Raw genomic sequence first — 23314 nt, forward strand, 5'->3', positions numbered from 1 at the left:
GGTTGGTTTTTAGTGAGAAGCGTTGGCACCCTTGCGTCCGGCCCAGGCGCTGACCACGAAGCCGAGCAGCGAAGCGAAGACCGAAATGGCTGTGACCACGACCCCGACCGCCGGGAGGAAGGGTGCCATCTGATCGGACAGCAATTCCCAGAGATAGACCGGCACGGTGCGGTCGCGGCCGGAGATGAAGAACGTCCGGATGAATTCATCGAACGAGAGGGTGAAGCCGAACAGGATGGTCGCCACGATCGCCGGCTGAATCTGCGGCAGGATCACCCGCCGGAACACCATGGGCCGCGTCGCGCCCAGATCCATCGCCGCTTCCTCCAGGCTCCGATCGAGCCCGTTGATGCGCGGGAATACGGTGAGAAAGGCGAACGGAAGGACCCAGGTGACGTGGGCGGGAAGCACCGTGGTCCAAAGTCCCTGGGGAATGCCGCCGTAGCCAAAGAACATGAGAAAAACGACACCGGACACCACGCCCGGAATGAGGATGGGCAGCAGGATGATCTTCATCATCAGCGGCTTCAGCGGGAAATCATGCCGGAAACCAAGCGCCATCAGCACTGCCAGTCCGGTCGCGATGCTGGAACTGACCAGTCCGAGCACCAAAGAGCTGAAGATTGAGCGCACCAGACCTTCGGTGGCCACGACGGTTTCATACCAGCGCCACGTAAAACCATGGAACGTGGCGGTCATGACTTGAGAATCGTTCACCGATAGTGCAATGAGCAGCAAAATTGGTAGGTAGAGAAAGCAGAAAAAAAACGTGACGTAAGCCGTCAGCAGATAGGATCGCAATCTGCTTGCCGTCTTTGTTTTTTTGATCGGGCGGGCTTCTGTCCAAACCAGAGTCATGCCTCACCCTTTCAGGAATACATCGTTCAGCCGTACGCGACGGCCGAACAGGACGAGAATGAGGAGGACGACGCAGATGAGCGCGATCGAGAGCGTGGCGCCGAGTGCCCAATTGTTTGTGTTGGTATATTGAACCGCAATGATATTGCCGATCATCACGCCGGACGTGCCGCCGAGCAGCTGAGGAGTGACATACGCGCCGCAGGTCAGCAGGAAGACCATGACGCAACCCGAAATCACGCCCGGCATGCTCAGCGGCAGCACGACCCGAAGAAAGCTGCGCACGGGGCCGGCGCCGAGATCGGATGCCGCCTCGATCAATTGTGGGTCGATCCGATCCAGCGAAAGGTAGATCGGCAGGGTCATGAACAGCGTGTAAACGTAGATCAAGCCGATCTGCGTCGCGCCTTCATTATAGAGCAGCCAGTCCAGCGGCTCGCTGATCAAGCCAAGGTGGACCAGGACGTTGTTTACCAATCCGCTTCGGCCGAGCATCGGCAGCCAAACGAAGGTCCGCACCACATAGCTCGACCAGAACGGCACGAACAGGAGCAGGAGGAGCGCCGTGCGCCGTCCACCTCGCGCCTTGGCGATGAAGAACGCCACCGGATAAGACAGCACCAGCGAGATCAGCGTAACCATCAGCGCGATGCGCAACGTCTGCAGCAACACTAGAAGATAGACCGGATCAGCGACGAGTGTACGATAATTATCCAAGGTAAAGTCGGTGGACAGACCAAAGATGGTCGAGGTCCAGAACGACATCAAGGCCAGGATCGCGAGCGGCGCCACCGCGAACACGCAGAGCCACAGCAGGGCGGGGGTCGCCAAAAGCACCCCCCGCCAGGGCGAGGCGCCCCCGGCCATCTTTCGCCGCACCGCCGCTTGTGCCGTCTGCGGGACATTCCGTGCGTTGCTCATGCGGGAACATCCTCACGGTTGACGGGAAGAAGAGGTCAGAGTCCCAGAAGGTATTTGTGATTTTCGATGCAGATCTTCTGAATTGTTTCCATCGGAACGCCCTTTTCCAGCATGCCGTGGGCGATGACGCGCAGGCATTCGTGCGGCTTTGGATGGAAGGGCTGGCCGCCATCGCTGGAAAGGATGGTGCGCTCGGGCGTGACCGCCTCGATCGCTTCAATGAGGCCGTTCAGCGAAATGCAGTGGAACATCGGGAACAGGTCGACGGCGCAGAATTCCATGAAGCAGCCAGCCTTCGCGAGATCCACCATGGTTGGCAGATCGAGCTTCGGTGCGGCGAGTTCCGGATGGGTAATGACAACCCGCTTCGCGCCTGCGGCGAGCGCATAGTCGACGGTTTCCAGGATCTCGCTTTTTGAGATGTGGCCGGTCGCCAGGACCGCGTCATAGGCGATCACCAGCTCGATGACCTCCTTGGTCTCGGCCGTCAGCTTCCCGTTCGCGTCCACCACAGTGTAGAGCTGCGGCTTGGCCGCGCGTTTGGACGTCAGCGTCATGCCGGCGAAGCCGTAGGTCCCAGCGGCGCCGAACGCAGCCACATGATTGACGGCGTCGAGGGTGGGCAGCCAGACGATCTTGGCGCCCTGCTGAAGGGCAAGTTCCACAGCGCCGGGATTGACGCCTCCTACGCCGCGATTGAGCGCGATGGCGGAGAACACCTTGAAATCGGGATAAGCGTCCCTCACCGCCGTGCGCGCGTGATGAACCTTCGAGACAGTACTTTCGAAATGGCTCTTGATGACGATGCCGGCCATGCCGGCCTCGGCACACCAAAGAGCGACCTCGGCGCTGTCCCCAAGGCGCACGAAAGGCGCCGGAGCCGAGTGAAGGTGAAGGTCGTAAAATCCTTTAACGCTCAGCATCCGAAGGGTCCTCGGGGGGAAGGCGTATCGCCGTGATTGGAATTATTGTCGATTGTCGGCAATCAATCTAACCCTGTCAATGTGATGGGTGCCCATAATTGCGCCATGCACCATCGGTGTGCATGATCGGTTTTAAGCCGCGTCGCCTAAAAACTAGCGGGAGGGGTCGTGCTGGCTCACGAGGCCCGCTCGGCAGGCGTCGCGCACCGCACGTGCGTTCCGGCAAGTTGCTTACGTTAGGAAAGGTGTTGCGGGTGGCTTTACTAAGGGTGGGAGCCTGAAGTCACGGGGAAATATGAACTGGGGATGAACAAGGCCATTCCGCCGAGATGACCGAGATGTTATTCGGTATCGTCCCGAGGATAGATAATATGCACATCGCCTGCGGGGGCCGGCGGCGGGGCGGCGATTTATTCGCTTGATCCGTGCCAGGATGGGCGGAGACTAATCGTCAATGGTGGGAATTGTCCGGCTGGCGCTCGCGCGCCCTTACACCTTCGTGGTGATGGCGCTGCTGATCTTGATCTTCGGTGTCATGTCGGCCCTGCGTACGCCGACAGACATTTTCCCGGACATCCGCATCCCGGTGATCGCTGCCGTGTGGAGCTACAGCGGTCTGCCGCCCGACGAAATGGCGGGACGCATAATCTCGGTTTACGAACGCTCGCTGACGACCACGGTAAACGATATCGAGCATATCGAGTCCCAGTCGCTGGCAGGTTACGGCATCGTCAAGATCTTCTTCCAGCCAAACGTGAACATCAACACGGCGAATGCTCAGGTCACGGCCATCTCGCAAACCGTGCTCAAGCAGATGCCGGCGGGCATCACGCCGCCGATCATTCTTAACTTCAGCGCATCCAGCGTGCCCATCCTTCAAGTGGCGCTGTCCAGCAAGACCCTGTCTGAGCAGAAGCTTGCCGATACTGCGCTCAATGTTATCCGTCCGCCGCTCGTGACCGTTCCTGGCGCCGCCATTCCTTACCCTTATGGCGGCAAATCGCGGCAGATGCAGATCGACCTGGATCAGCGGGCGCTGCGCTCTTACGGCCTCTCGGCTCAGGATGTGGTCTCCGCCCTGACGGTGCAGAACCTCATCACGCCCGTCGGGACGCAAAAGATCGGTAAATTCGAATACACCATCAGCCTGAATGACGCACCGAAGCGTCTCAATGAGTTCAAGGATCTGCCGATCAAGGCGGTGAACGGCACGATCGTCTACATGCGTGATGTGGCGAACGTGCATGATGCAAGCCCGCCGCAAATGAATGTCGTCGAGCTGGACGGCCAGAAGGGCGTGCTTATGTCGATCCTCAAGACCGGATCGGCCTCCACTCTGGACATCATTGCCGGCATCAAGGCCCGCCTGCCGACCATCCAGGACACCCTGCCGCCGGGTCTCGATCTTCGCCTGGTGGGCGACCAATCGCTGTTCGTGCAGGAAGCCGTATCGGGCGTGATCCGGGAAGGCATCATCGCGGCCGCTCTGACCGGCTTGATGATCCTGATCTTCCTTGGAAGCTGGCGCTCCACGCTCATCATTACGGTGTCGATCCCGCTCGCCATCCTCACGTCCATTACCGTCCTTTCGTTGCTCGGCGAGACCATCAATGTGATGACGCTGGGCGGTTTGGCGCTTGCCGTGGGCATCCTGGTGGACGACGCCACCGTGACCATCGAGAACATCAATTGGCATCTCGAGCAGGGCAAGCCGGTGGAGACGGCCATTCTCGACGGTGCGCAGCAGATCGTCGTGCCGGCGACGGTGTCTCTCCTCTGCATCTGCATTGCCTTCGTGCCGATGTTCGGTCTCGGCGGAGTGGCTGGCTATCTGTTCCGGCCGCTTGCGGAGGCGGTCGTGTTCGCGATGATCGCGTCCTACATCCTGTCGCGCACGCTGGTGCCGACCATGGCCAATTTCCTGCTGCGCCATCAAACCCACCATGGCGCGGAGGGCGGGAATTCTGGTGGCAAGGGCGGCGTGTTCTCACGCTTTCAGGCCGGCTTCGAACGCGGCTTCGAGGCGGTGCGCAGCCGCTATGTGGGGCTGCTGCACTTGGGCTTGCGCAAGCGGGTCTGGCTGATCTCGGGGTTTCTGTGTGTTACCTTCGCCTCGTTCGGTCTGACATTCTTTCTGGGGTCGAACTTCTTTCCGGACATTGATTCCGGTGAGATCAAACTGCACGTGCGCGGGCAGACCGGCTTGCGGCTGGAAAGCACGACCTTGCTGACCAACCGCATCGAAGGGGCAATCCGCGAGGTCATCCCCCCCAATGAACTGCGCAGCGTGGTGGCCAACATCGGCCTGCCGATCAGCGGCATCAACGTGGCCTATGGAAATTCCGGCACCATAGGCGTGGAGGACGCGGACATCCTCATCAGCATGAACGAGGATCATGGCCCCACGGCCGATTACGTGCGCACCTTGCGCGAGACCCTGCCGCGCAAATTCCCAGGCACCGTGTTCTCCTTCCTGCCGGCGGACATCGTTTCGCAGATCCTCAATTTCGGATCGCCGGCACCGATCGATCTTCAGATCGTCGGCCCGAATATCGACGCCAACCGGGCCTTTGCCAACGCCTTGGCAAGCCGTCTGCGGACGGTGACCGGACTGGCTGACGTGCGCGTGCAGCAGGCGTTCCTTCAACCCACGTTGAATGTCGGTTTCAACCGGACGCTTGCCGGGCTTGTCGGGCTCACCGAACAGAGCGCGGCCACGAGCATGTTGCAGACTCTGGCCGGCAGCAGCCAGACCAATCCGATCTACTGGCTCAATCCCGACAACCAGGTCTCCTATCCGGTCTCCATCCAGACGCCGCAATATGCGATGGACCGCCTGGAGGGGCTGCGCAACCTGCCCCTGTCGTCCAACGGCAATACCCAATTGCTGGGCGGTTTGGCCTCGTTCGAGCCCACGGCGAGCCATGCCGTCGTGAGCCATTACAATATCCAGCCCGTGGTCGACATCTACGGTACACCGACAATCCGCGATCTCGGAGCGGTGGCCTCGGACATCCGCAAGATCATGACGGAGATGTCGCCGCAGCTTCCCCGTGGCTCGCAGATGGTACTGCGCGGGCAGGTCGCCACCATGCTCTCCGCCTACCAGCAATTGTTCATCGGCATCGCGTTCGCCATCGTGCTGATCTATCTGCTGATCGTCGTGAACTTCCAGTCCTGGCTGGACCCGTTCATCATCGTGCTGGCGTTGCCGACCGCACTCGCGGGCATCGTGTGGATGTTGTTTGCCACTGGCACCACGCTCTCGGTTCCCGCGTTGACCGGCGCGATCATGTGCATGGGCGTCGCCACAGCCAACTCGATCCTCGTCATCAGCTTCGCCCGGGAACAACTGGCGACGGGCGCCGATGCCTTTAAGGCCGCGCTTGCGGCGGGAGCGACGCGGTTTCGCCCGGTGCTCATGACCGCCCTCGCAATGATCATCGGCATGGCGCCGATGGCCATCGAGCCGGGCCAGAACGCACCTCTTGGCCGTGCCGTAATCGGTGGCCTCATCTTCGCGACATTTGCCACCCTGTTCTTTGTCCCCGCCTTGTTCAGCCTTGTTCACGCGCGCGACCACGTCCGCAAGGAAGTCGCGCATCCCACGCTGACCGAAGGGGCACTGCCATGACGCGCCGCGCCCGGCGGCGTTGCCCGCGCCTGTCTGTCCGCCCCGTTGTCGGGCACCTGTTTCTTAGATTCGACGGAGTTGCCAATGTCCTCTGATGATTTCAAACCGGAAGATATTCGCGAGCCGAAGCCGCGGCTGCTCCTGCTCATTGGTCTTGGCATTCTGGTCGTTGCTGGCGCGGTCGCGATCGGTGGCGTTCGCAGCCGTGCGAAAACGGAGGAGGAATTGGCGGGCTGGACCAAGGAGCAATCCCTGCCGTCCGTCGCCGTGGTGACGCCCCAGCGCGGTAAGGGTGCTGAAGAACTGGTGCTGCCGGGCGATATCCAGGCGTTCGCAGCTGCGCCGATCTACGCCCGCGCCAGCGGTTACGTGAAGAATTTCTACCAGGACATCGGCGCTCACGTGAAGAAGGGCGACGTGTTGGCGGAAATCGACACGCCGGAACTCGACCAGCAATACGCCCAAGCCAAGTTCGACGTCGCCACTTCGGAAGCCAATTGGGTGCTCGCCGATGCCACTGCCAAGCGCTACCACACGCTTGTCGGCAAGCAGGTGGTTTCGCAGCAGAGCGACGACGAGAAAACCGGCGATGCGCGCGCCAAGCAGGCGACGCTCGATTCCGCCCGCGCCAATCTTGCCCGCGTGGAAGCGCTGGTGACGTTCAAGTCTCTGGTTGCGCCATTCGACGGTATCGTGACGGCGCGCACGCTGGATGTCGGTGCATTGGTCAATGCGGGTGGCAACACCGGCACCGCACTGTTCCAGATCTCAGACCTGCGCAAGGTGCGCGTTTATGTGCGCGTGCCGCAGGCCTTCATTGCGGACCTGAAGCCAGGATCGAAGGCGACCCTCGAATTGATCCAGTATCCCGGCCAGCATTTCGATGCGACCTTGGTGAGCACGGCCAATGCCATCACGCAGGAATCACGCACCGCATTGGTACAATTGCAGGCGGACAATCCCGACGGCAAGCTCTGGCCCGGCACCTATGCCGAAGTCCATTTCCACCTGAATCCGAGCGACAGTGTGCTGCGGATTCCGACGACCGCTCTGATTTTCGGCGAGAAGGGCATTCAGGTGGCCACTGTGGACGGGAATGACACGATCACTCTGAAACGCGTGCAGATCGGGCACGATATCGGCAGCGATGTGGAAGTGCTTTCCGGGGTTACGGCATCAGACCGGCTGGTGGACGGGCCGCTGGAAACCTTGACCACGGGCGACAAGGTGCGTGTCGCCGACAAACAGGACCCGCGGCCCGCGCTTGTCGAGGCGGACAAGAAGACCCAGCCGAATTGATCGTGCCCGGCTCGCCCGCGGGCCTCAAGATGGACCGCGGGTCTGGTCGAGCCTAGGCCAAGGACGGGTTCCCGCCTCCGGCGCGCAGCGCCTTGACGTCCCGCAACGACGGCTTGCCGAATAGGCGCCGGTATTTGCGAATGAACTGCGTGGCGCTGTCATTACCGACGCCGAAAGCTGTGGTGCCGACATCGGCGTCGTCATCGAGCAAATGTCGCCGTGCTTCATGTAGCCGGAAATGCTTTTGATACTGGATCTGGCTCATGCCCGTGAGCTCGTGAAAATGGCGGTGCAGCGTCGAAACCCCTATGCCGGTCCCGTGCGGCCAATGTGCTAGCCAAAGCCGCAAGGGCTCCGTAGCGTGCCACCCTCCCGGAAGGCGAGTGCAGCAGCACACCGTCGGCGGTGCGGATTTCCTCGATCGGCACCGCCCATTCCCTGGCTGCCGCCTCCATCAGCACGCGGCGGGCCATGGCACCCATCCGGCGCATCTGCTTGATCACTGCCGCGACCCTGTTCGTGCGCGTCCCCACCTGCACCGCCTGACGAAGACGGGCCCCGATGGTGCTCGTCAGGACTGATAGAGAATTAGGCTGAGTTTCCCGGAAAATAGGAGCGGCGCCTTGCGTCGGCTAGCCCAATCCGCTGGAATAATTGCCTATTCCTATCGATCGGCGCCCTTCTTTGGCAGGCTGGCTGCCCCTGCGAGACCCGCAAGGACCAGATCCATCATCCGCTGGGCCTGCGTTTGGCCCTCCGCACCGGGTGGAATGCGCCAGAGAAAGCCCATGAGCAGGAGCACGTCGGACGGCTGCAGGCCGGGGCGCAGGCTGCCCTGCGCAACGCAGGCCCGCAGCAGCGCGTCCACCGCCGCCGTGACGGGCGCATAGGTGCCGCGGATGGCATCCTGTGCCGCCGGACTGTGCAGGGCCTCCCCCAGGCCGTGCTTCACGCGGATATAGTCTGCGAGCGTGAGGAACCACGTGCGGAAGGCCTCTAGCGGCGGATGCGCCGCGAGCAGCCTCGGGACGGAGTCCACCAGCCGCTCGATGTCATGCTGGTAGACCGCGAGGATCAGCGCCTCCCGCGTCGGAAAATGGCGATAGAGCGTGCCGGCGCCGACGCCTGCACGCTTGGCGATCTCGTTCAGCGACATCAGCCCGGACTCCGCGAACGCGTCGTGGGCGACCTCGAGAATATGCTCACGGTTTTTCAACGCATCGGCGCGCTTCGCCGTCGGGGGACCTTCTGACACGACCTCGTCCTCGAATGGCATCGGCAATGGGCTCTTGATAAGCGGAGAATTCTCCGTTAAGCCCATCCGATCAAAGTGGAGAGTTCTCCGATACGCGAACGATAGGGACCACCATGAACTATATCAAGCTCGGAAACACGGGGCTGGACATCTCGCCCATCGCCATTGGAGCAATGACCTATGGCGATCCCAAACGCGGCCACCCGGTCTGGTCGCTGGGGGAGGAAGACAGCCGGCCGCTGATCCGGCACGCGATCGAGCAGGGCATCAATTTCTTCGATACCGCCAATCTCTATTCTCAAGGCTCCAGCGAGGAAATCCTGGGTCGCGCGCTGAAGGATTTTGCCAACCGCGACGACGTCGTGATCGTCACCAAGGTGCGCCATCCCATGCGGCCGGGGCCGAACGGCAAGGGCTTGTCCCGCAAGGCCATCATGGCCGAAATCGACCACAGCCTGCGCCGGCTCGGCACCGATTACGTCGATGTCTACATGACCCATCGCAACGACCCCGCCACGCCGCTGGAGGAGACGCTTGAAGCGCTGCACGATGTCGTCAAGGCCGGGAAGGCCCGCTATATCGGCGCCTCGTCCATGCGTGCCTGGGAATTTTCCAAGGCCCTGCACATGCAGAAAGCCAATGGCTGGGCGCGCTTCGTCACGCTGCAGAACCACTACAATCTGATCGCCCGCGAGGAAGAGCGCGAGATGCTGCCGCTCTGCCAGGACGAGGGCGTCGGCACCATGGTCTGGAGCCCGCTCGCCCGCGGTCGGCTGGCGCGTGCGTGGGGCGATGCGAAAGCGACCGCACGTGCGGGCAGTGATCCGTTCGCGGACATGCTCTACACGGCTGCAACCGCCGAAAGCGACAAAGCGATCGTCGAGGCCGTCGGCAATGTGGCCGAGGGACGTGGCGTTTCGCGTGCACAAGTTGCCTTGGCCTGGTTGAGGACGAATCCGGTCGTCTGCGCCCCCATCGTCGGCGCCAGCGCAGCGAGCCAGATCGACGATGCGGTCGCCTCGCTATCGATCACGCTCAGCGATGAGGAGGTTCGCCTTCTCGAAGCCCCTTACACCCCACGATACGACTTCCAGGGTATCTCGGACGATCGCGAGCTTCAGCGCATCATGGCGCAGATCCCCGGCTTCAAGACCGCGTGATCCTGAGGCCTCCCTCGGACGCGGCGGGCATTGGGACCGGCACCCGGTCCTGCAGCCCGCCGTTCCGATCTCAGCTGGAGCTGGTGAAGTCCGTCGAGACCATGAGCGCTTTCCAGTCCTCCACATTCTTGCACAGCGCATCGGCCTTGGCGGTGAACACCGCGTAGGCGTCCGAGCCCGCGCCGAACCAGACGGGCGGGTGCTCGGCCGCGACCAGCGTGCCGATGGCGGCGGCGAGCTTGATCGGGTCGCCGATCTGAAGATGATTGTCGGCATCGAGCGCCTCCCGCCGGCGTTGACGCTCTTCAAGAACTCGGCGATGCCAAAAAGCCCGAGCGCCAGCGCCACGATTTTAAGCCCGTCCTCAAGCTGTGGTAATCCAGCCGCCTCCAACGGCTCGTGGCGGAACGGATCATGCGTCGAGCTCGACCACCACCTTATCGGCAATGAGGAGCAGGCTTTTTTTCGAGAACCATCAGCCTGGCGCTGCTCGCCCGACGCCGCTCGCTGAGCCATCCTTCGGACCGCATCGCGGACTGGAGCGCTTCGAGGGAATCGAAGTGGAGTTCGACGATTGCGTCACACGTCAGATATCCGCCGCTCCCCGGGGGCTGGGCTCGCCCAAACGGGCAGGAAAATTGGCAACATATTTGTGTAGGCCCAGCAGCACACCTTTTACCAGTTCCGAGTGCGCATTGATCCAATAGCCCCGGAATTCATCGAACGTCTGGTTCGGATGCCCGTTTATCAAACGGATGTGCTTTATCAAAATATTTCATTCACTTATATTTGAAAATACTTTCAAAATATAACAATATAGAACGAGTTTAATAGTTTTATCTGTAATATCTAAAATAATAATAATTTATATTTTATCTGTGATTTATTTTTCTGTATGGCGTCTGGTGTTGCAAGTTGATACCTCCATTCAGGCCTCGCGATATGCCGCGAAATCCGGTGAATTTTGTCATGAAATGGCAAGGGACAACGCGGTCGGTGGCTTTCATATTTTCGCAAGCTCAGAATAATGCCGTCGGAAGGCGGGATGATGTGCGCGGGGGCACGAAAACAGTCTCGCCTTGGGGAAATAGGATCAGGAGCCTTTTAATGGTTACGAATGCTCGGCCTGGCCGCAGCGCGACTCTGTTCGCTCTAGCGGTCTCAACGCTTCTGGGCTTGTGCGTCCGCCCCGTCTGGGCCGAGACCGCAGCGCCGAGATATTCGGCGGACGTACCGTCCAAGATCACGACGCCAGACGCCGTCACGACCCGGCTTGGCACGCTGCGCTTCCACAACGGCGCACCAGACGAGGCGACGGCGAAGCTCGTCTACGACAATCTCGACTTTTCGCGGGGCGTCGAGGCGTTCTTGCAAGGGATGCCAGCGACCTCCGTGCGCGCGATCTGTAACGGCATCGGGGGTGTCGGCGCCAAGGCGAACGGGGGCGTCGCCATCACCGAGCAACTGATGGATGCCCGCTCGCTGTTCCTGACGCCCAACACCACGACTGTTTATGCGGTTGCCTGCCTGGACCTGCGCGAAGGCCCGATGGTGCTGGAGGTTCCCCCCGGCGTTCTGGGCCCTGTCGATGACGCCTATTTCCGCTGGGTCACGGATATTGGCCTCACCGGGCCGGATGCGGGGCGCGGCGGGAAATACCTTTTCGTGCCGCCGGGCTTCGCGGGGGATGTGCCGTCCGAGGGCTATTTCGTGCAGAAGCCGCGCACGAACACTCTGCTGATTTTCTTCCGCGTGTTCGTCCAGGACGGCGATCTCGCCGGTTCCGTCGCGCGTGCCAAGGGCGGGACCAAGGTCTATGCGCCGCGACCGCCTGGAAGCGGCGAGCCAAAGACCCATTTTGTCGACGTCTCGGGCCTGAAGTTCAACACGATCAGCGCCAATGACGATCATTTCTACGACGAGTTGAACCAGGTCATCCAGACCGAGCCGGCCGACTTCCTCGATCCGGACAAAGTCGGCCTCTTCGCCTCGATCGGCATCAGCAAGGGCCGGCCCTTCGCCCCGGACGCCCGGATGAAGGCAATCCTCACCGACGCGGTGGCGGTTGGGAACGCGACGGCGCGAACGATCCTGTTCGACAGCCGCGACCCTCGGGCGAAATTCTATCCCGACCGGCAGTGGTTCACGCCGTTCATCGGCGGCAGCTACCAGTTCCTCGACGGCGCGGAGCGGCTGCTCGACGCGCAGACCATGTTCTTCTACTACGCGACCGGCATCACACCGGCCATGTCGATGGCCAAGGTCGGATCCGGCTCGGCCTATGCCGTCGCGCTGCGCGATTCCGACGGGAAGTATCTCGACGGTGGGAAGACATACAAGGTGACGTTGCCCGGCCCCGTGCCCGCCAAGGATTTCTGGTCCTTCGTGGTCTACGATAGCCAGACGCGCTCCCTGCTCGAGACCGACCAGCGCACGGCCGGCGTCGACAGCAATCACGCGGGCCTTAAGGCGAATGCGGATGGCTCCGTTACCGTGTGGTTCAGCCCCAAGGCGCCGGCAGGCCAGGAGAACAACTGGGTGCAGACCATGCCGGGCAAGGGATGGAGCACGCTGCTGCGCCTCTATGGCCCGCTGGAGCCCTGGTTCGATAAGAGCTGGAAGCCCGGCGACATTGTCCGGGTGGATTAGGTCTTCTCTATCGACATCCATCTAAAGCAAGGTCGGTCGCCGTTCAGGCTTCCGGTCTTGCTTCTCTAAGATCTCGAAACGAAAGACTGCTTGCGCGGGGTCTTGCGCCGACAGGTCCGCGCGCGATGTGCCGAGCCCAACACGAACGGTATTTGCGGCGGCGCTCATGGCTCCGCGAAAATAGGACCCCTTAGGGAAATTGCCCGTCGTGCGATAAATTTTCACTGTCCGATCGTAGATGCCGATGCCCTGGCAGCCGCCCGCAACGAGCTGAGCTCCCTCGATAGAGGCGAAGATTGCCATTGCGCGTTCCCGTCAATCCATGTCCGGTTCGGCCGGCTTTGCCCGCGCCAGCACCTGCATAATCCAGTCAACAATGGTGCAGAAACGGGCGGAAGCCGAGCTTCTCGATGCGGTCGGCGATTATTTCCAACATGCGACGCCCGGCCTCGGGGCGGAGTTGCAGGCCTTCAAGAGCCCGAATGGGCGGGTCGCCTCGGCTTCTAAGCCCCATACGAGCTTGCGCCAGCCCGCTCCGCCGAAGGCGCTGCTTTGGTATCCGATCATCCGGTCCGACGTGCATCGCAGGCGATCAGCACAAGGGGCGGTGCCCTGATCTCAGCTCGGTCCCTCCCCGGGCGCAGCGGTTTGGCCCTTGCTCCAGTTCACCAGGAAGCCGCGCACGAAATCTTGGAACGTCATGGTCAGGCGGCGCTTGGCGATGCGCTTTAGCGTCACCAGCACCACCTTGAGTGGGCGAACCCCATCCTCCAACGGCACGTTGACGATGCGCGTGCCGTCGTAGGTGGTCGAAAGTGCAGGCTTGAGGTTCAGGATCGAGTAGCCGAGCCCGTTGCCGACCAGGGTCCGCACCGCCTCGAAGGAGGAGGAGCGGAAGCGGATGTTGGGCTCGAGTCCGTGGGCGTAAAACAGCGAAAGGAAATACTCGCGGGTGTGCGGCAGATCCATGAGGATCATGGGCTCGGGGGCAAGTTCACCGAGCCGCACGCTCTGCCGGCCGGCGAGAGGATGGTTCTCCGGCAGCACCGCGAAGGCCGGCAGCGATGCCATAGGCACCGCTTGGAACTGGTCCGAGAGGCCGAGGTCGAAGGTGAGCGCGGTCTCGATGCGTCCGCTCTTGAGGCCTTGGAGGATCTCCTCCTGATCGCCGATCTCGATATGGATGCGGATGCTCGGATAGCGCGCCGAGAACGAGCCCATGATGTTGGCGAACACCACCGGGGCGAGGTTGGTGAAGCAGCCGACCGTGAGTTCGCCCTCCACTGCGTTACCGAGCGCCCCGGCAATGCTCTCGAATTCGTCTGCATGGGCGAGCAGCCCGCGCGCTTCCAATGCCACCAGCTCGCCCGAAGGTGTGAGCGCGAGCCCCTTCGCCGGCTTCCGCACGAACAATTGCAGCCCGACATGTGCCTCGAACTCGCTGACGGTGGTCGACACCGAGCCCTGGCTGCGGCCCAGCCGCTCCGCCGCGGCTGAGATGGTGCCGCACTCGGCCACCGTCACGAATGTGCGCAGGGCACGCAGCGTAAAGCAGTTCATTTATTCCGAACCTCTTATTCTATTTCTTATGTCTTTTCGAATGCTGCTCCCGCGATACGATGCTTGCAAGTGGTCCAGAGCGCGGCGCGCGGCGCACCCCGCGCTATTCGAAGGAAGCTATAGTATGGAAGGCATTTCGGGGTCCTCCGGCAGTCGCAAAGCGGTGGTTGCTGCAGCGCACGTGGCAGCGCCGCCTTTCGATCTGCGCGCTGGGGTGGCAAAGGCGGTGGAGGTCATCGCCGAGGCCGCGCGGGCCGGCGCACGGCTGGTCGTGTTCCCAGAATCCTTCATTCCCGGCTTCCCCATCTGGGCCGGCCTCTATAGGCCCATCGACGCCCACCGCTTCTTCCGCCGCTTCGCGGAGAACGCTCTGCTTTCCGATCGCGGCTCCATTGGGGAGATCGCTGCCGCTGCGGCACGTCACCGCATCTTCGTTAGCCTTGGCTTCTGCGAGGTCTCGCCCACCAGCCCCGGCTGCATGTGGAATTCGCAGGCGCTGATATCCGACACCGGCGAGGTGGTGAACCTGCACAGGAAGCTGGTTCCCACTTTCTACGAGCAATTGTCCTGGAACCGGGGGGACGCCGCGGGCCTGCGGGTGGTGCAGACCTCGCTCGCTCGCATCGGCGGGCTCATCTGCGGCGAGAACAACAACCCGCTCGCCCGCTATGTGCTCATGAGCGAGGGCGAGGAGATCCACTGCTCCTGCTATCCAGCCATCTGGCCGTTCCGCAATCCATTGGCCGGCGCGCCCTACAACCTGAAGGACGCCATCCGCTTCCGCACCGCTGCCCATGCCTTCGAGGCCAAGGTCTATTGCGTGGTTGCCGCGGGGGTACTCGACGAGGCCACCATCGCCGCCACCAGCGAGGGCGACGAGGAGGTGGAGCAGATGATGCGGGCGTGCCCGCGCGCCTCTTCCATGATCGTCGGCCCCACCGGCGAGCTTCTCGCAGACCGGCCGCCCGAGGGGGAGGGGCTGGTGCTGGCCGAGATTGACCTTTCCATGTTGGTCGAGCTGAAGCAGCACCACGACATGGCCGGGTATTACAACCGGCACGAGCTGTTCTCCCTGCGCGTGCGCCGCGAGCGCCCCCGCCTGCTGGAGAGCGTGAGCGACGAGCCGTCCAGCTTCGACGGGGACATGGATCAGCCGGCGCCCTTCGGCGCGGCGGCGGAATAAGGGGAAGCCATGGCTGCCTCGACTCCCCTCCGCCGTATGTGGCTCAGCGCACCCGCCATCGGCGGCGCGGCGGTGCTCGCATTTCTTGCCGCCTGGTGGGTATCGGCAAGCACGTTCGACCCCATGCGTATCCCGCAGCCGGGCGACGTATGGGATGCCGCCGTGCAGCTCGCCACCACCGGCTATGCGGGCGGCACGCTCGTCGAGCACACCCTGCATTCGGTGATGCTCGCGTTCATGGGCTTTGCGGTGGCCGCCGGCACTGCGCTGCCCGTGGGTCTTGCCATGGGCATGAGCCGCAGCGCGGAGGCTGTGTTCGGGCCCATCGTTGCCTTCATCCGGCCGATCCCGCCGCTCGCCTGGATCCCGCTGGCCATCATCTGGTTCGGGCTCGGCGATGGGGCGAAGATCTTCGTCATCTGGTTCACCGCCTTCGTGCCGACGCTCATCAATACCTTCACCGGCGTGCGTAACGTCGATCCCACCATCATCGCCGCCGCCCGGGTGCATGGCGCCGGCCCGCGCCATCTGTTGCTGGACGTGATCCTTCCGGGCGCCGCGCCGCTCATTTTCTCGGGTTTGCGCGTGTCGCTCCAGGCCTCCTGGATGGCGCTGGTGGCAGCGGAGCTGATCGGCGCCTTCTTCGGTCTCGGCCGGGTGTTGATGACCGCAGCGCAGGACATCTTCCCGGGCATGATCGTGGTGGCCATGGCGGCGGTGGCGGCCTGCGGCGCGACCATGACCTGGCTCCTTGGCGTTGTTGAGCAACGCGTGATGCCCTGGCTGAAGGTGACGCCATGACCATGGAAGTCCTCGCCAAGTCCGAAGCGCGCTCCGCGCGCAGGCAGCCGCCGCGCCGGGCAATGGGCGCGGGCATCCGCCTCACGCTTCTGTCCGCCGCCAGCATCACTGTCGCGCTCGGCCTGTGGTTTGGCCTCGCCGGGTCGGGCCTCCTGCCCAAGATGCTGCTACCCTCGCCCTGGGACGTGGCGCAAGCGCTGGTCAGGAATATGGGCGTGCCGTTCGCCGGAGCAACGCTCCAGCAGCATCTTCTGGCGAGCCTCGGGCGGTTCTTCTCCGGCTTCGCCCTCGCCGTGGCGCTGGGCGTGCCGGTGGGCCTTCTGATGGGTTGGTTCGCGCCGTTCCGCTTCGCCATCACGCCGTTTTTCGAAACGTTCCGTTTCATCGCCCCGCTCGCCTGGGTGCCGTTCGCGGCCCTGTGGTTCGGTACCGGCGTCGGCGGGCCGATCCTGATCGTCTTCTCCGGCGCCTTCGCGGCCTGTGTCATCAACACGTTCCGCGGCGCGCGCATGACCGACGCGCGCCTCATCGAGGCCTGCCGGACCATGGGCGCGGGCAACTGGCGGTTGATCGTCGACGTGCTGCTGCCCTCGGCGCTGCCCTCCATCATGGCGGGTATCCGTGTGGCGGCGGCGTTAGGCTGGCAGTCGCTGATCGGCGCCGAGCTGATCGTCGCCTCCTCGGGGGTGGGCTACCTGATCGTGCAAGGGCAGGGCTCGGTGGACACGCCCATCGTCATGGCCGGCATGGCGACAATCGGCTTCATCGGCCTCGTCATCGACCTCGGTCTACGGCAGATCGACGCCCATATCGGGCGCAACTGGAGGGCGGGCGCATGAGCGGCATCGCATTCACCGACGTCACCCGGTCCTTCGAGCGCAAGGGGGGCGCTTACCAGGCGCTGGAGCCTGTCACCCTGCACGTGCCGGACGGCGAGTTCGTTGCCATCGTGGGTCCCTCGGGATGTGGCAAGACCACGCTGCTGCGCCTTGCGGCCGGCCTCGACCATCCGACCAGCGGCAGTGTCACTGTGGGCGGGAGGACGGTGGCTGGGCCGGGACCAGACCGTGCGGTCGTGTTCCAGCAGTTCGCCCTGCTGCCGTGGAAGACGGTGCGCCAGAATATCGGCTTTGGGCTGAAGTGCCGGGGTATGAGCGCGGCGGAGGCGCGCCCGTTGGTGGAGCGCTATCTCGCCACCATGCGGCTGGAAGGCCATGGCGACAGCTATCCGCATCAGCTCTCCGGCGGCATGCAGCAGCGGGTTGCCATCGCCCGCTCTTTCATCCTGGAGCCAGAGGTGCTGCTCATGGACGAGCCGTTCGGCGCCCTCGACGCCCAGACCCGCATCGAGATGCAGGAGGAGCTTATCCGCCTCACCGCGGGCCAGCGCCGCACCGTGCTGTTCATCACCCATTCGGTGGAGGAGGCGACCTACCTCGCTGACCGGGTGGTGGTGATGGCGGGTCGTCCCGGCTCCATCCGCGAGATCGTCGATGTCGGCTCCTTGCGCAAGTCCGAGCGCTGGGCGGAGCGCCCGGTGGAGGAGGTGATGGAGCTGGAATCCTTTACCCGCATCCGCACCCGCCTGTGGCGCCTCTTGCGCTCGGCCGGCACCCATCAGGAGGAGGCGGCGACGCGCCGCCTGTCCATGGTGTCCTGAGGCGCGACGACGAAACAATTATAAAAAACAAGACCTTCCAGAACATCGGGAACAGGAGTTGAGATCATGGTCAGTCGCCGCGCGGTCTTCGCACGCACGCTTTTCGCAGCCGGTCTGGCGTTCGCCGCGCCGGCGCTCACTGCCCCCGCGTTCGCCGAGGAGGTGAAGATCTCCTACCAGCCGGCACTCTATTGGTCGCTGCCCTTCTACATTGCCACCGAGAAGAACTGGTGGAAGGAAGTGGGCCTGGAACCGAGCTTCTCCACCTTTCCTGCCGGTCCGCAGCAGATCGCGGCGGCGCCCTCCAAGTCATGGGACATCGGCGGCACCGGCTCGCCGCCGGCCGTGCTCGGCGCGGTGCGCTTCAACCTCGTGACCATCGCGCTGGCGGACGACCAGTCCGACACCGCCTGGGTTGCCGCCCGCACCAAGGACGCGGACGCTATCATGAAGGATCCCTCGATCCTGAAGGGCAAGGAGATCCTGCTCACCACGAACTCCACCGGCCATTACGCGGCGGTGGCCTGCCTCAAGAAGATGGGCCTCGGCCCCAACGACGTGCGGGTGGTCAATCTCGGCCCGGCGCAGACCATCGCCGCTTACGCCTCCGGCAACGGCGCCATTGCGGCCGCCTGGCCGCCGTTCAGCTACACGCTGTTGGAGAAGGCGGATGCCAAGCCCATCTGCACCGGCCGCGAGGGTGGCGCAGCGGTGACCGCCGCAGTTGTGGTGCGCGCCGACTATGCTGCCGAGCATCCGGAGACGGTCGCCAAGGTGCTGGCCGTCTATCTGCGCTCCATTGCCTGGCAGAAGAAGCACCGCGCCGAGACCATGGCCTACATGAAGGTCTTCTATCCGGAAGGCGGCACGACGCTGTCGGATCATTTTGTCGAAGTCGACTACGACAAGCGGCCCATCTACACCCTCGACGAGCAGCTCAAGCTGTTTGACCGCTCGAAAGGGCCCTCAGTGATGGATGTCTGGCACACAGACCTTGCCGAGTATCTGAAGTCCACCGGCACGCTGGCCAAGACCCCAGACGCCAAGGACTACATCACCGACAAATTTCTGAAGATGATCGCGGACGACCCGAAGCTGAGCGCTTTCGCCATGGACAAGAGCTGAACGGTCCGAGCAACTATGAGCGAGCGGTCTACGCGCCTCTACCCCATGAGCCGGCCGGCGGGGCATGCCCCGCCGATCCCGCGCTACTCCTCGCGCTTCGACCATGCACCGGATCGCCTCGCGGTGCTGTTCGTGGGCATGGCTGCGGCCGAGGGGGATCGCGCAGCGCGCGCGCTCTCGGACTTCCTCGCTTCGGCGTCCAATGCTCCCGACGGCCCGGCCTATTTCGATCGCGCCACCTTCACCGATCTTGAGGGGCGGCCGAACCATATGGCGGCGCTTTATTGGCCCGACCGCGCCGCCTGCGCGCGCTGGGGAGCGACGCCCGAGATCGCCTCCTGGCGAGCGGGCGTGCGGGCTCTCGCCGAGGATTTCGGCCAGTGGTGGGAGCCGGTAAGCATCGTGCCCGAGCGAGCGGAGACCATCGCCTTCGCCGAGTATCGCCGCGGTTTATCCGCTTGCCCCTTCTCGCGCCTGGAGCAGATGGGGGAGACCGGTTATTGGGGTGCCGCGCGAGACCGCATCCCCGCCTCGGCCTGGGACCGCCTGGAGGGCGAGACGCCGCGGCTTGCGCCGCTGGAGACACCGCCGGAGACGCGTGGCAGACGCCTTGCCATCCATCCGCCCGCGGGTCTCACGGTAATCCGCTCGGGGGTCTCATGGGCCGCCTGCGGCGCGGAGCAGCGGGAGAGCTACGAGCGCAATGTCAGGCCCAAGCTCGATGCGGGCATGGACTATCTGCGCCGCAATCCTGTGGAGGCGGGCTGCTTCGGATTGCGGCAGGTGATGCTGGCGGACAGAGAGGGCATTGAGCTCCAGGAGGCCTACTCCCTCGGCCACTTTCTCTCGCTCGGGCATCTGGAGGCCTGGGCGAAACACCACCCGACTCACCTCGCCATCTATCACCGGGCGCTTGCTGAGCGGCGCAAATACCAGGAGGCGCTGGAGCTGCGCACCTACAACGAGATCTATGTGCTGGACCAGGACGCACCCGATTTCGAATACGTCAACTGCGCTCACTCGACCGGCCTGCTCCCGTATTTTTCCGCCCGCGTGCTGGAGGATCCGACTTAGCCGCGGCTGTCTCCAGTTCGTCGAGATGTTCGTCGACGCGGCGCGTGAGCGTTGGCGTCGCCTCATGGGCCAACCGAGAGGCGGCATGCTTTTGAATGTCGAATGGCGATCTCGGGAGAGGTCCGGGCAGCCCGTGGGACCACGGCATATATCCCGCGCCTTGGGCCCCGATTCTTCCTTGCCTCCATCCAAGCGAAACGGAAGCAGAAAACGCCCCGAAGGGCATTTGCTAAGCATCTAATTTTCTGAAGAGAAACTGGAGCGGGCGAAGGGATTCGAACCCTCGACCCCAACCTTGGCAAGGTGCCCCAGGCGCTTGCGCCACGCTGCGAGGAATTGCGCTAGGTTTGTATAAACTACTACAACTAAATAATATTTTAATCATTTCCGCCGCCAATCCTCCTCCATGGCGCGCCTGAACGCGCCCTGAAAAGCTGACTTTCTGCTTACTTCGGCGGGTGGCTCGTGATAAAGTAAGCTAAATTCAGCTAATGAACTGATATATAATGGCAAAGCTCACGAAACAAACGGTCGATGCTCTGAAACCTTCGAGGGTTGGGGTCAAAGGTTAGTATTCGATCGAGTGGGATCAGGAGCTCCGGGGCTTCGGCGTCAAGGTCGTCGCCTCGGGCTTGAAGACCTTCGTCGTCCAATATCGCAACGCCCAAGGCCGCAGCCGTCGCATCATGATCGGCCGCTACGGCGTCATGACCTTGGAGGAGGCGCGGCGCGAGGCGAAGAACGTCCTCGGCCGGATCGCCAGGGGCGTCGACCCTCTCGAGGAAAAGCAAGCGGCGGCCAGTGACGCCATCACCGTTGCTGAGGTGTGCGACTGGTATTTGGCCGAGGCGGAGGCCGGCCGGATCCTCGGTAAGAGACGCCGCCCCATCAAAGCGTCAACGCTTGCCATGGATCGCAGCCGAATCGACGTGCATGTCCGGCCGCTCCTCGGGAAGCGCGCGGTCAGCGCGCTCAAGCTCGGCGATATCGAGGGGGCACAGACCGACATCGCGGCGGGCAAGACGTCCAAGCCCCGCACCGCCAGTCGCGGCGGTGCCGCGACTGGCGGCGAGGGCGTCGCTGCGCGGACCATGTCGACTCTGCACGCGATCTTCGAGCACGGTGTCCGGCTGGGAAAGATCGAGAGTAACCCGGCGCGGGGCGTGCGTCGCCTCGCCAGCACGCCCCGCGACCGCCGGCTGAGCCGCGCTGAGATCGAAAAGCTCGGCCAAGCGATCCGGGCCGCGGAGCAGGAGGGGGAGCACCCGACCGGCCTTGCGGCGATCCGCTTCTTCCTGGTGACGGGTCTGCGCCGAATGGAAGGGCTCGCTTTGGAGCGTACCTGGCTTCGTGACGAGGAAGGCTCGATCAGATTTCCCGACACGAAGAGCGGCGCGCAGACGCGGGTGATCGGCCGCGCCGCCGTCGACTTGTTGCTGGCTCAGCCACAGGCCGGATCGCGCTTCTTCTTCCCGGCCGACTGGGGTGAAGGGCATTTCGTCGGGATCGTACGCGTGCTCGATCGCGTCTGCGCAATGGCGCGACTGGAGGACGTCACCCCGCATACCCTGCGCCACACCTTCGCCAGCGTCGCTGGCGACCTCGGCTTTTCCGAGCTGACGATCGCGGCTCTGCTCGGCCACGCGGCGCGCGGTGTGACGCAGCGCTACATCCATATCGACGAGGCGCTGCGGCTTGCGGCCGACCGCGTCGCGGACGAGATGGTCGACATCCTCGACGGCAAGGCGACGGCTGCGCGTCTCCTCGGCGTGGAGCACGCCAGTTGCAGTAATTTCGGGGAACGGATCAGGGGGGCGCCGCCGGCAGAATCGTGACACGGTGAAGCAAATCTGGCTCAAAAGGCAAGCCTGCCCTCCCGCCGCGGGGCTGGACCCGAGGACTGGAAAGGCGGCTAGCTCACGCCTCGGAGGGAGGAGAACGCCGTGTCCGAGTTGCTTGATAATTGTAGTCCTGAGAGCTATATTTCGTTTGTGTCCGGCGAGCCTTGTTAGGGATGAGCGTCTACCTCACGAAGGAGTTCACCCGGTTTGCCCGAGAGGCGGGACTGGCTGACACAAAGCTGCTCCAGGCCGCGCGGGATGTGGCGGCTGGCAGGTATGATGCCGATATGGGAGGCGGCGTGTTCAAGCAGCGCGTCGCCCGGGAAGGCGCTGGCAAGTCGGGTGGGTTTCGAACGATCATCCTGTTTCGGGTCGGGAGCCACAGCTTCTTCGCCTACGGGTTCGCCAAGAACGACAGGGCCAACGTATCGGCCAACGAGCTGAAGGCCCTGAAGCGGTTGGCGGATGTGCTTCTCGGTTTTTCGGAGGAGCAGCTCGAAGCGGCTCAGGCCGCAGGGGAGTTGATCGAGGTGGAGAGTGATGGCGGCGACAAAGAAAATGGCTGAGAGCGGGATTCTGGCGTCGGTCCACAAGACTGCAGCCGGCCTGCACAAGGCTGGGCTCGTGGACAAGGCGACCATGCGCGAGTTCAATGCTCTGTGCCTTACCCCCGTTGAGCCCCTGACCCCCGAAGAAATCCGGGCGCTGCGCGAGCGCGAGCAGGTCTCCCAGCCCGTCTTTGCGCAGTACCTGAATGTCCGGAAGGATGCCGTCAGCAAATGGGAGCGCGGCGAGAAGCGCCCGGACGGGCCGTCGCTCAAGCTGCTAAACCTCGTGAGGGCGAAGGGCCTGCGCGCGATCGCCTGACTTGCCCGCACGGAAAGCCAGTGCCTTGCGTATTAACGACGTCGGACGGCAACGATTGGCGCCGACCTGTTGAGCCCGGTGAAGGGATGCGGAGTTTGGCCCTCACATTCTCCGCATGGACGCGGAGAATGCTGGCCTATTTCCGAGTTGCCCGATTGGCTCCAGTTGCGCTGGGATCACGCTGCCTTGGCTCGCTGCTGGCGGCGGCGCGTCATCACCCGGGACGATTGGTCGGCTTCACGGAGGGGCTCTGCTTCGAACTCCGCGGCCAAACCGTCTAGCAATCTCCGATCGAAGAGGTCCTCAAGTCCTGCGGCATCAAGGAGAGCGACTCGACCCGGCACAGGTGCGCTCTACGATCGCGCGGTGTCTGGGCTTGGACATCGGGCGCTTGCCCCGGTGGATCATCATGGCGAAGGGGTCGTCGAGATAATGCTGGACGCGGTTCAAAGCGATATATGGAGATCCGTTGATCACCCTGCGGGGATCCGCGCAGGCCATGCC

The 23314-nt window shown here is 63.2% G+C and carries 22 protein-coding genes and 1 pseudogene; 15 read left to right on the forward strand and 8 right to left on the reverse strand.

Annotation, left to right across the window (positions count from 1 at the left end; all coding sequences use genetic code 11):
- Positions 1–9: 9 nt before the first annotated feature.
- From V5F68_RS02295 to V5F68_RS02305, 3 genes are read right to left on the reverse strand one after another with little or no spacing between them, the layout of a single operon-like run.
- Positions 10–858 (reverse strand): ABC transporter permease, encoded by an 849-nt coding sequence (locus tag V5F68_RS02295; protein ID WP_394014656.1) that lies wholly within the window; start codon positions 856–858, stop codon positions 10–12.
- A gap of 3 nt (positions 859–861) precedes the next feature.
- Positions 862–1779 carry an ABC transporter permease subunit gene (locus V5F68_RS02300; RefSeq protein WP_509274656.1) on the reverse strand — a complete coding sequence of 306 codons (918 nt, stop codon included), beginning with the start codon at positions 1777–1779 and terminating at the stop codon, positions 862–864.
- A 35-nt stretch (positions 1780–1814) separates the two neighbouring features.
- Positions 1815–2702 carry a DUF6282 family protein gene (locus V5F68_RS02305; protein WP_394014655.1) on the reverse strand — a complete coding sequence of 296 codons (888 nt, stop codon included), beginning with the start codon at positions 2700–2702 and terminating at the stop codon, positions 1815–1817.
- A gap of 454 nt (positions 2703–3156) precedes the next feature.
- Between V5F68_RS02305 and V5F68_RS02310 the strand changes: the two genes are divergently transcribed.
- The gene (locus V5F68_RS02310) at positions 3157–6336 is read left to right on the forward strand and encodes an efflux RND transporter permease subunit (protein WP_394014654.1); all 3180 of its coding nucleotides are present in this window, start codon (positions 3157–3159) and stop codon (positions 6334–6336) included.
- 84 nt (positions 6337–6420) lie between these two features.
- The gene (locus tag V5F68_RS02315) at positions 6421–7635 is read left to right on the forward strand and encodes an efflux RND transporter periplasmic adaptor subunit (protein ID WP_394014653.1); all 1215 of its coding nucleotides are present in this window, start codon (positions 6421–6423) and stop codon (positions 7633–7635) included.
- Between the two features lie 52 nt (positions 7636–7687).
- Here the strand turns inward: V5F68_RS02315 and V5F68_RS02320 are convergent, their stop codons facing one another.
- Together V5F68_RS02320 and V5F68_RS02325 are read right to left on the reverse strand one after the other, a co-directional pair.
- Positions 7688–7900: a helix-turn-helix domain-containing protein gene (locus tag V5F68_RS02320; protein ID WP_509274657.1), complete on the reverse strand. Its 213-nt coding sequence runs from the start codon at positions 7898–7900 to the stop codon at positions 7688–7690.
- Positions 7901–8299: 399 nt separating this feature from the next.
- Positions 8300–8911 carry a TetR/AcrR family transcriptional regulator gene (locus tag V5F68_RS02325; protein ID WP_394014621.1) on the reverse strand — a complete coding sequence of 204 codons (612 nt, stop codon included), beginning with the start codon at positions 8909–8911 and terminating at the stop codon, positions 8300–8302.
- A gap of 92 nt (positions 8912–9003) precedes the next feature.
- On the opposite strand from V5F68_RS02325, the pseudogene V5F68_RS02330 reads away from it, so the two are divergent.
- Positions 9004–9969, forward strand: a pseudogene (locus V5F68_RS02330) (aldo/keto reductase); the annotation flags it as partial.
- A 280-nt stretch (positions 9970–10249) separates the two neighbouring features.
- A complete protein-coding gene (locus V5F68_RS02335; RefSeq protein ID WP_394014651.1) occupies positions 10250–10561 on the forward strand; it encodes a hypothetical protein in 312 nt (103 codons plus the stop codon).
- A gap of 75 nt (positions 10562–10636) precedes the next feature.
- On the opposite strand, the gene V5F68_RS02340 is transcribed toward V5F68_RS02335, so the two are convergent.
- Positions 10637–10819 carry an EthD domain-containing protein gene (locus tag V5F68_RS02340; protein WP_394100481.1) on the reverse strand — a complete coding sequence of 61 codons (183 nt, stop codon included), beginning with the start codon at positions 10817–10819 and terminating at the stop codon, positions 10637–10639.
- A 338-nt stretch (positions 10820–11157) separates the two neighbouring features.
- On the opposite strand from V5F68_RS02340, the gene V5F68_RS02345 reads away from it, so the two are divergent.
- Complete coding sequence (locus V5F68_RS02345; protein ID WP_394014650.1) at positions 11158–12699, forward strand: DUF1254 domain-containing protein; 1542 nt, start codon at positions 11158–11160, stop codon at positions 12697–12699.
- Between the two features lie 21 nt (positions 12700–12720).
- On the opposite strand, the gene V5F68_RS02350 is transcribed toward V5F68_RS02345, so the two are convergent.
- Complete coding sequence (locus tag V5F68_RS02350; protein WP_394014649.1) at positions 12721–13002, reverse strand: hypothetical protein; 282 nt, start codon at positions 13000–13002, stop codon at positions 12721–12723.
- Between the two features lie 19 nt (positions 13003–13021).
- On the opposite strand from V5F68_RS02350, the gene V5F68_RS02355 reads away from it, so the two are divergent.
- Positions 13022–13315, forward strand: coding sequence for a glutathione S-transferase family protein (locus V5F68_RS02355; protein WP_394014648.1), 294 nt, complete (start codon positions 13022–13024; stop codon positions 13313–13315).
- A gap of 2 nt (positions 13316–13317) precedes the next feature.
- Here V5F68_RS02355 and V5F68_RS02360 read toward each other — a convergent pair whose 3' ends face one another.
- Positions 13318–14259, reverse strand: coding sequence for a LysR family transcriptional regulator (locus V5F68_RS02360; protein WP_394014647.1), 942 nt, complete (start codon positions 14257–14259; stop codon positions 13318–13320).
- A 124-nt stretch (positions 14260–14383) separates the two neighbouring features.
- On the opposite strand from V5F68_RS02360, the gene V5F68_RS02365 reads away from it, so the two are divergent.
- From V5F68_RS02365 to V5F68_RS02405, 9 genes are all read left to right on the forward strand, one after another.
- Complete coding sequence (locus tag V5F68_RS02365) at positions 14384–15442, forward strand: carbon-nitrogen hydrolase family protein (protein WP_394014646.1); 1059 nt, start codon at positions 14384–14386, stop codon at positions 15440–15442.
- A 9-nt stretch (positions 15443–15451) separates the two neighbouring features.
- On the forward strand, positions 15452–16243 hold the full coding sequence (locus tag V5F68_RS02370) for an ABC transporter permease (protein WP_394014645.1): 792 nt from the start codon (positions 15452–15454) through the stop codon (positions 16241–16243).
- Positions 16240–17082, forward strand: coding sequence for an ABC transporter permease (locus tag V5F68_RS02375; protein WP_394014644.1), 843 nt, complete (start codon positions 16240–16242; stop codon positions 17080–17082). Before V5F68_RS02370 ends, V5F68_RS02375 begins: the two co-directional genes overlap by 4 nt.
- The gene (locus V5F68_RS02380; protein WP_394014643.1) at positions 17079–17903 is read left to right on the forward strand and encodes an ABC transporter ATP-binding protein; all 825 of its coding nucleotides are present in this window, start codon (positions 17079–17081) and stop codon (positions 17901–17903) included. The genes V5F68_RS02375 and V5F68_RS02380 overlap by 4 nt, the downstream gene beginning before the upstream one ends.
- A 66-nt stretch (positions 17904–17969) precedes the next feature.
- Entirely contained in the window at positions 17970–19028 is a 1059-nt protein-coding gene (locus V5F68_RS02385) for an ABC transporter substrate-binding protein (RefSeq protein WP_394014642.1), read from the forward strand.
- A 15-nt stretch (positions 19029–19043) separates the two neighbouring features.
- Positions 19044–20102 (forward strand): phenylacetaldoxime dehydratase family protein, encoded by a 1059-nt coding sequence (locus V5F68_RS02390; RefSeq protein ID WP_394014641.1) that lies wholly within the window; start codon positions 19044–19046, stop codon positions 20100–20102.
- Between the two features lie 632 nt (positions 20103–20734).
- On the forward strand, positions 20735–21937 hold the full coding sequence (locus tag V5F68_RS02395; RefSeq protein WP_394014640.1) for a tyrosine-type recombinase/integrase: 1203 nt from the start codon (positions 20735–20737) through the stop codon (positions 21935–21937).
- A gap of 179 nt (positions 21938–22116) precedes the next feature.
- Positions 22117–22509 carry a type II toxin-antitoxin system RelE/ParE family toxin gene (locus V5F68_RS02400; protein WP_394014639.1) on the forward strand — a complete coding sequence of 131 codons (393 nt, stop codon included), beginning with the start codon at positions 22117–22119 and terminating at the stop codon, positions 22507–22509.
- Positions 22502–22810, forward strand: a complete 309-nt coding sequence (locus V5F68_RS02405; protein ID WP_394014805.1) for a helix-turn-helix domain-containing protein — start codon at positions 22502–22504, stop codon at positions 22808–22810. The genes V5F68_RS02400 and V5F68_RS02405 overlap by 8 nt, the downstream gene beginning before the upstream one ends.
- The last annotated feature ends 504 nt before the right edge of the window (positions 22811–23314 follow it).

The organism is Roseixanthobacter pseudopolyaromaticivorans (genome assembly GCF_043195145.2).
Taxonomy (GTDB): Bacteria; Pseudomonadota; Alphaproteobacteria; order Rhizobiales; family Xanthobacteraceae; genus NCEH01.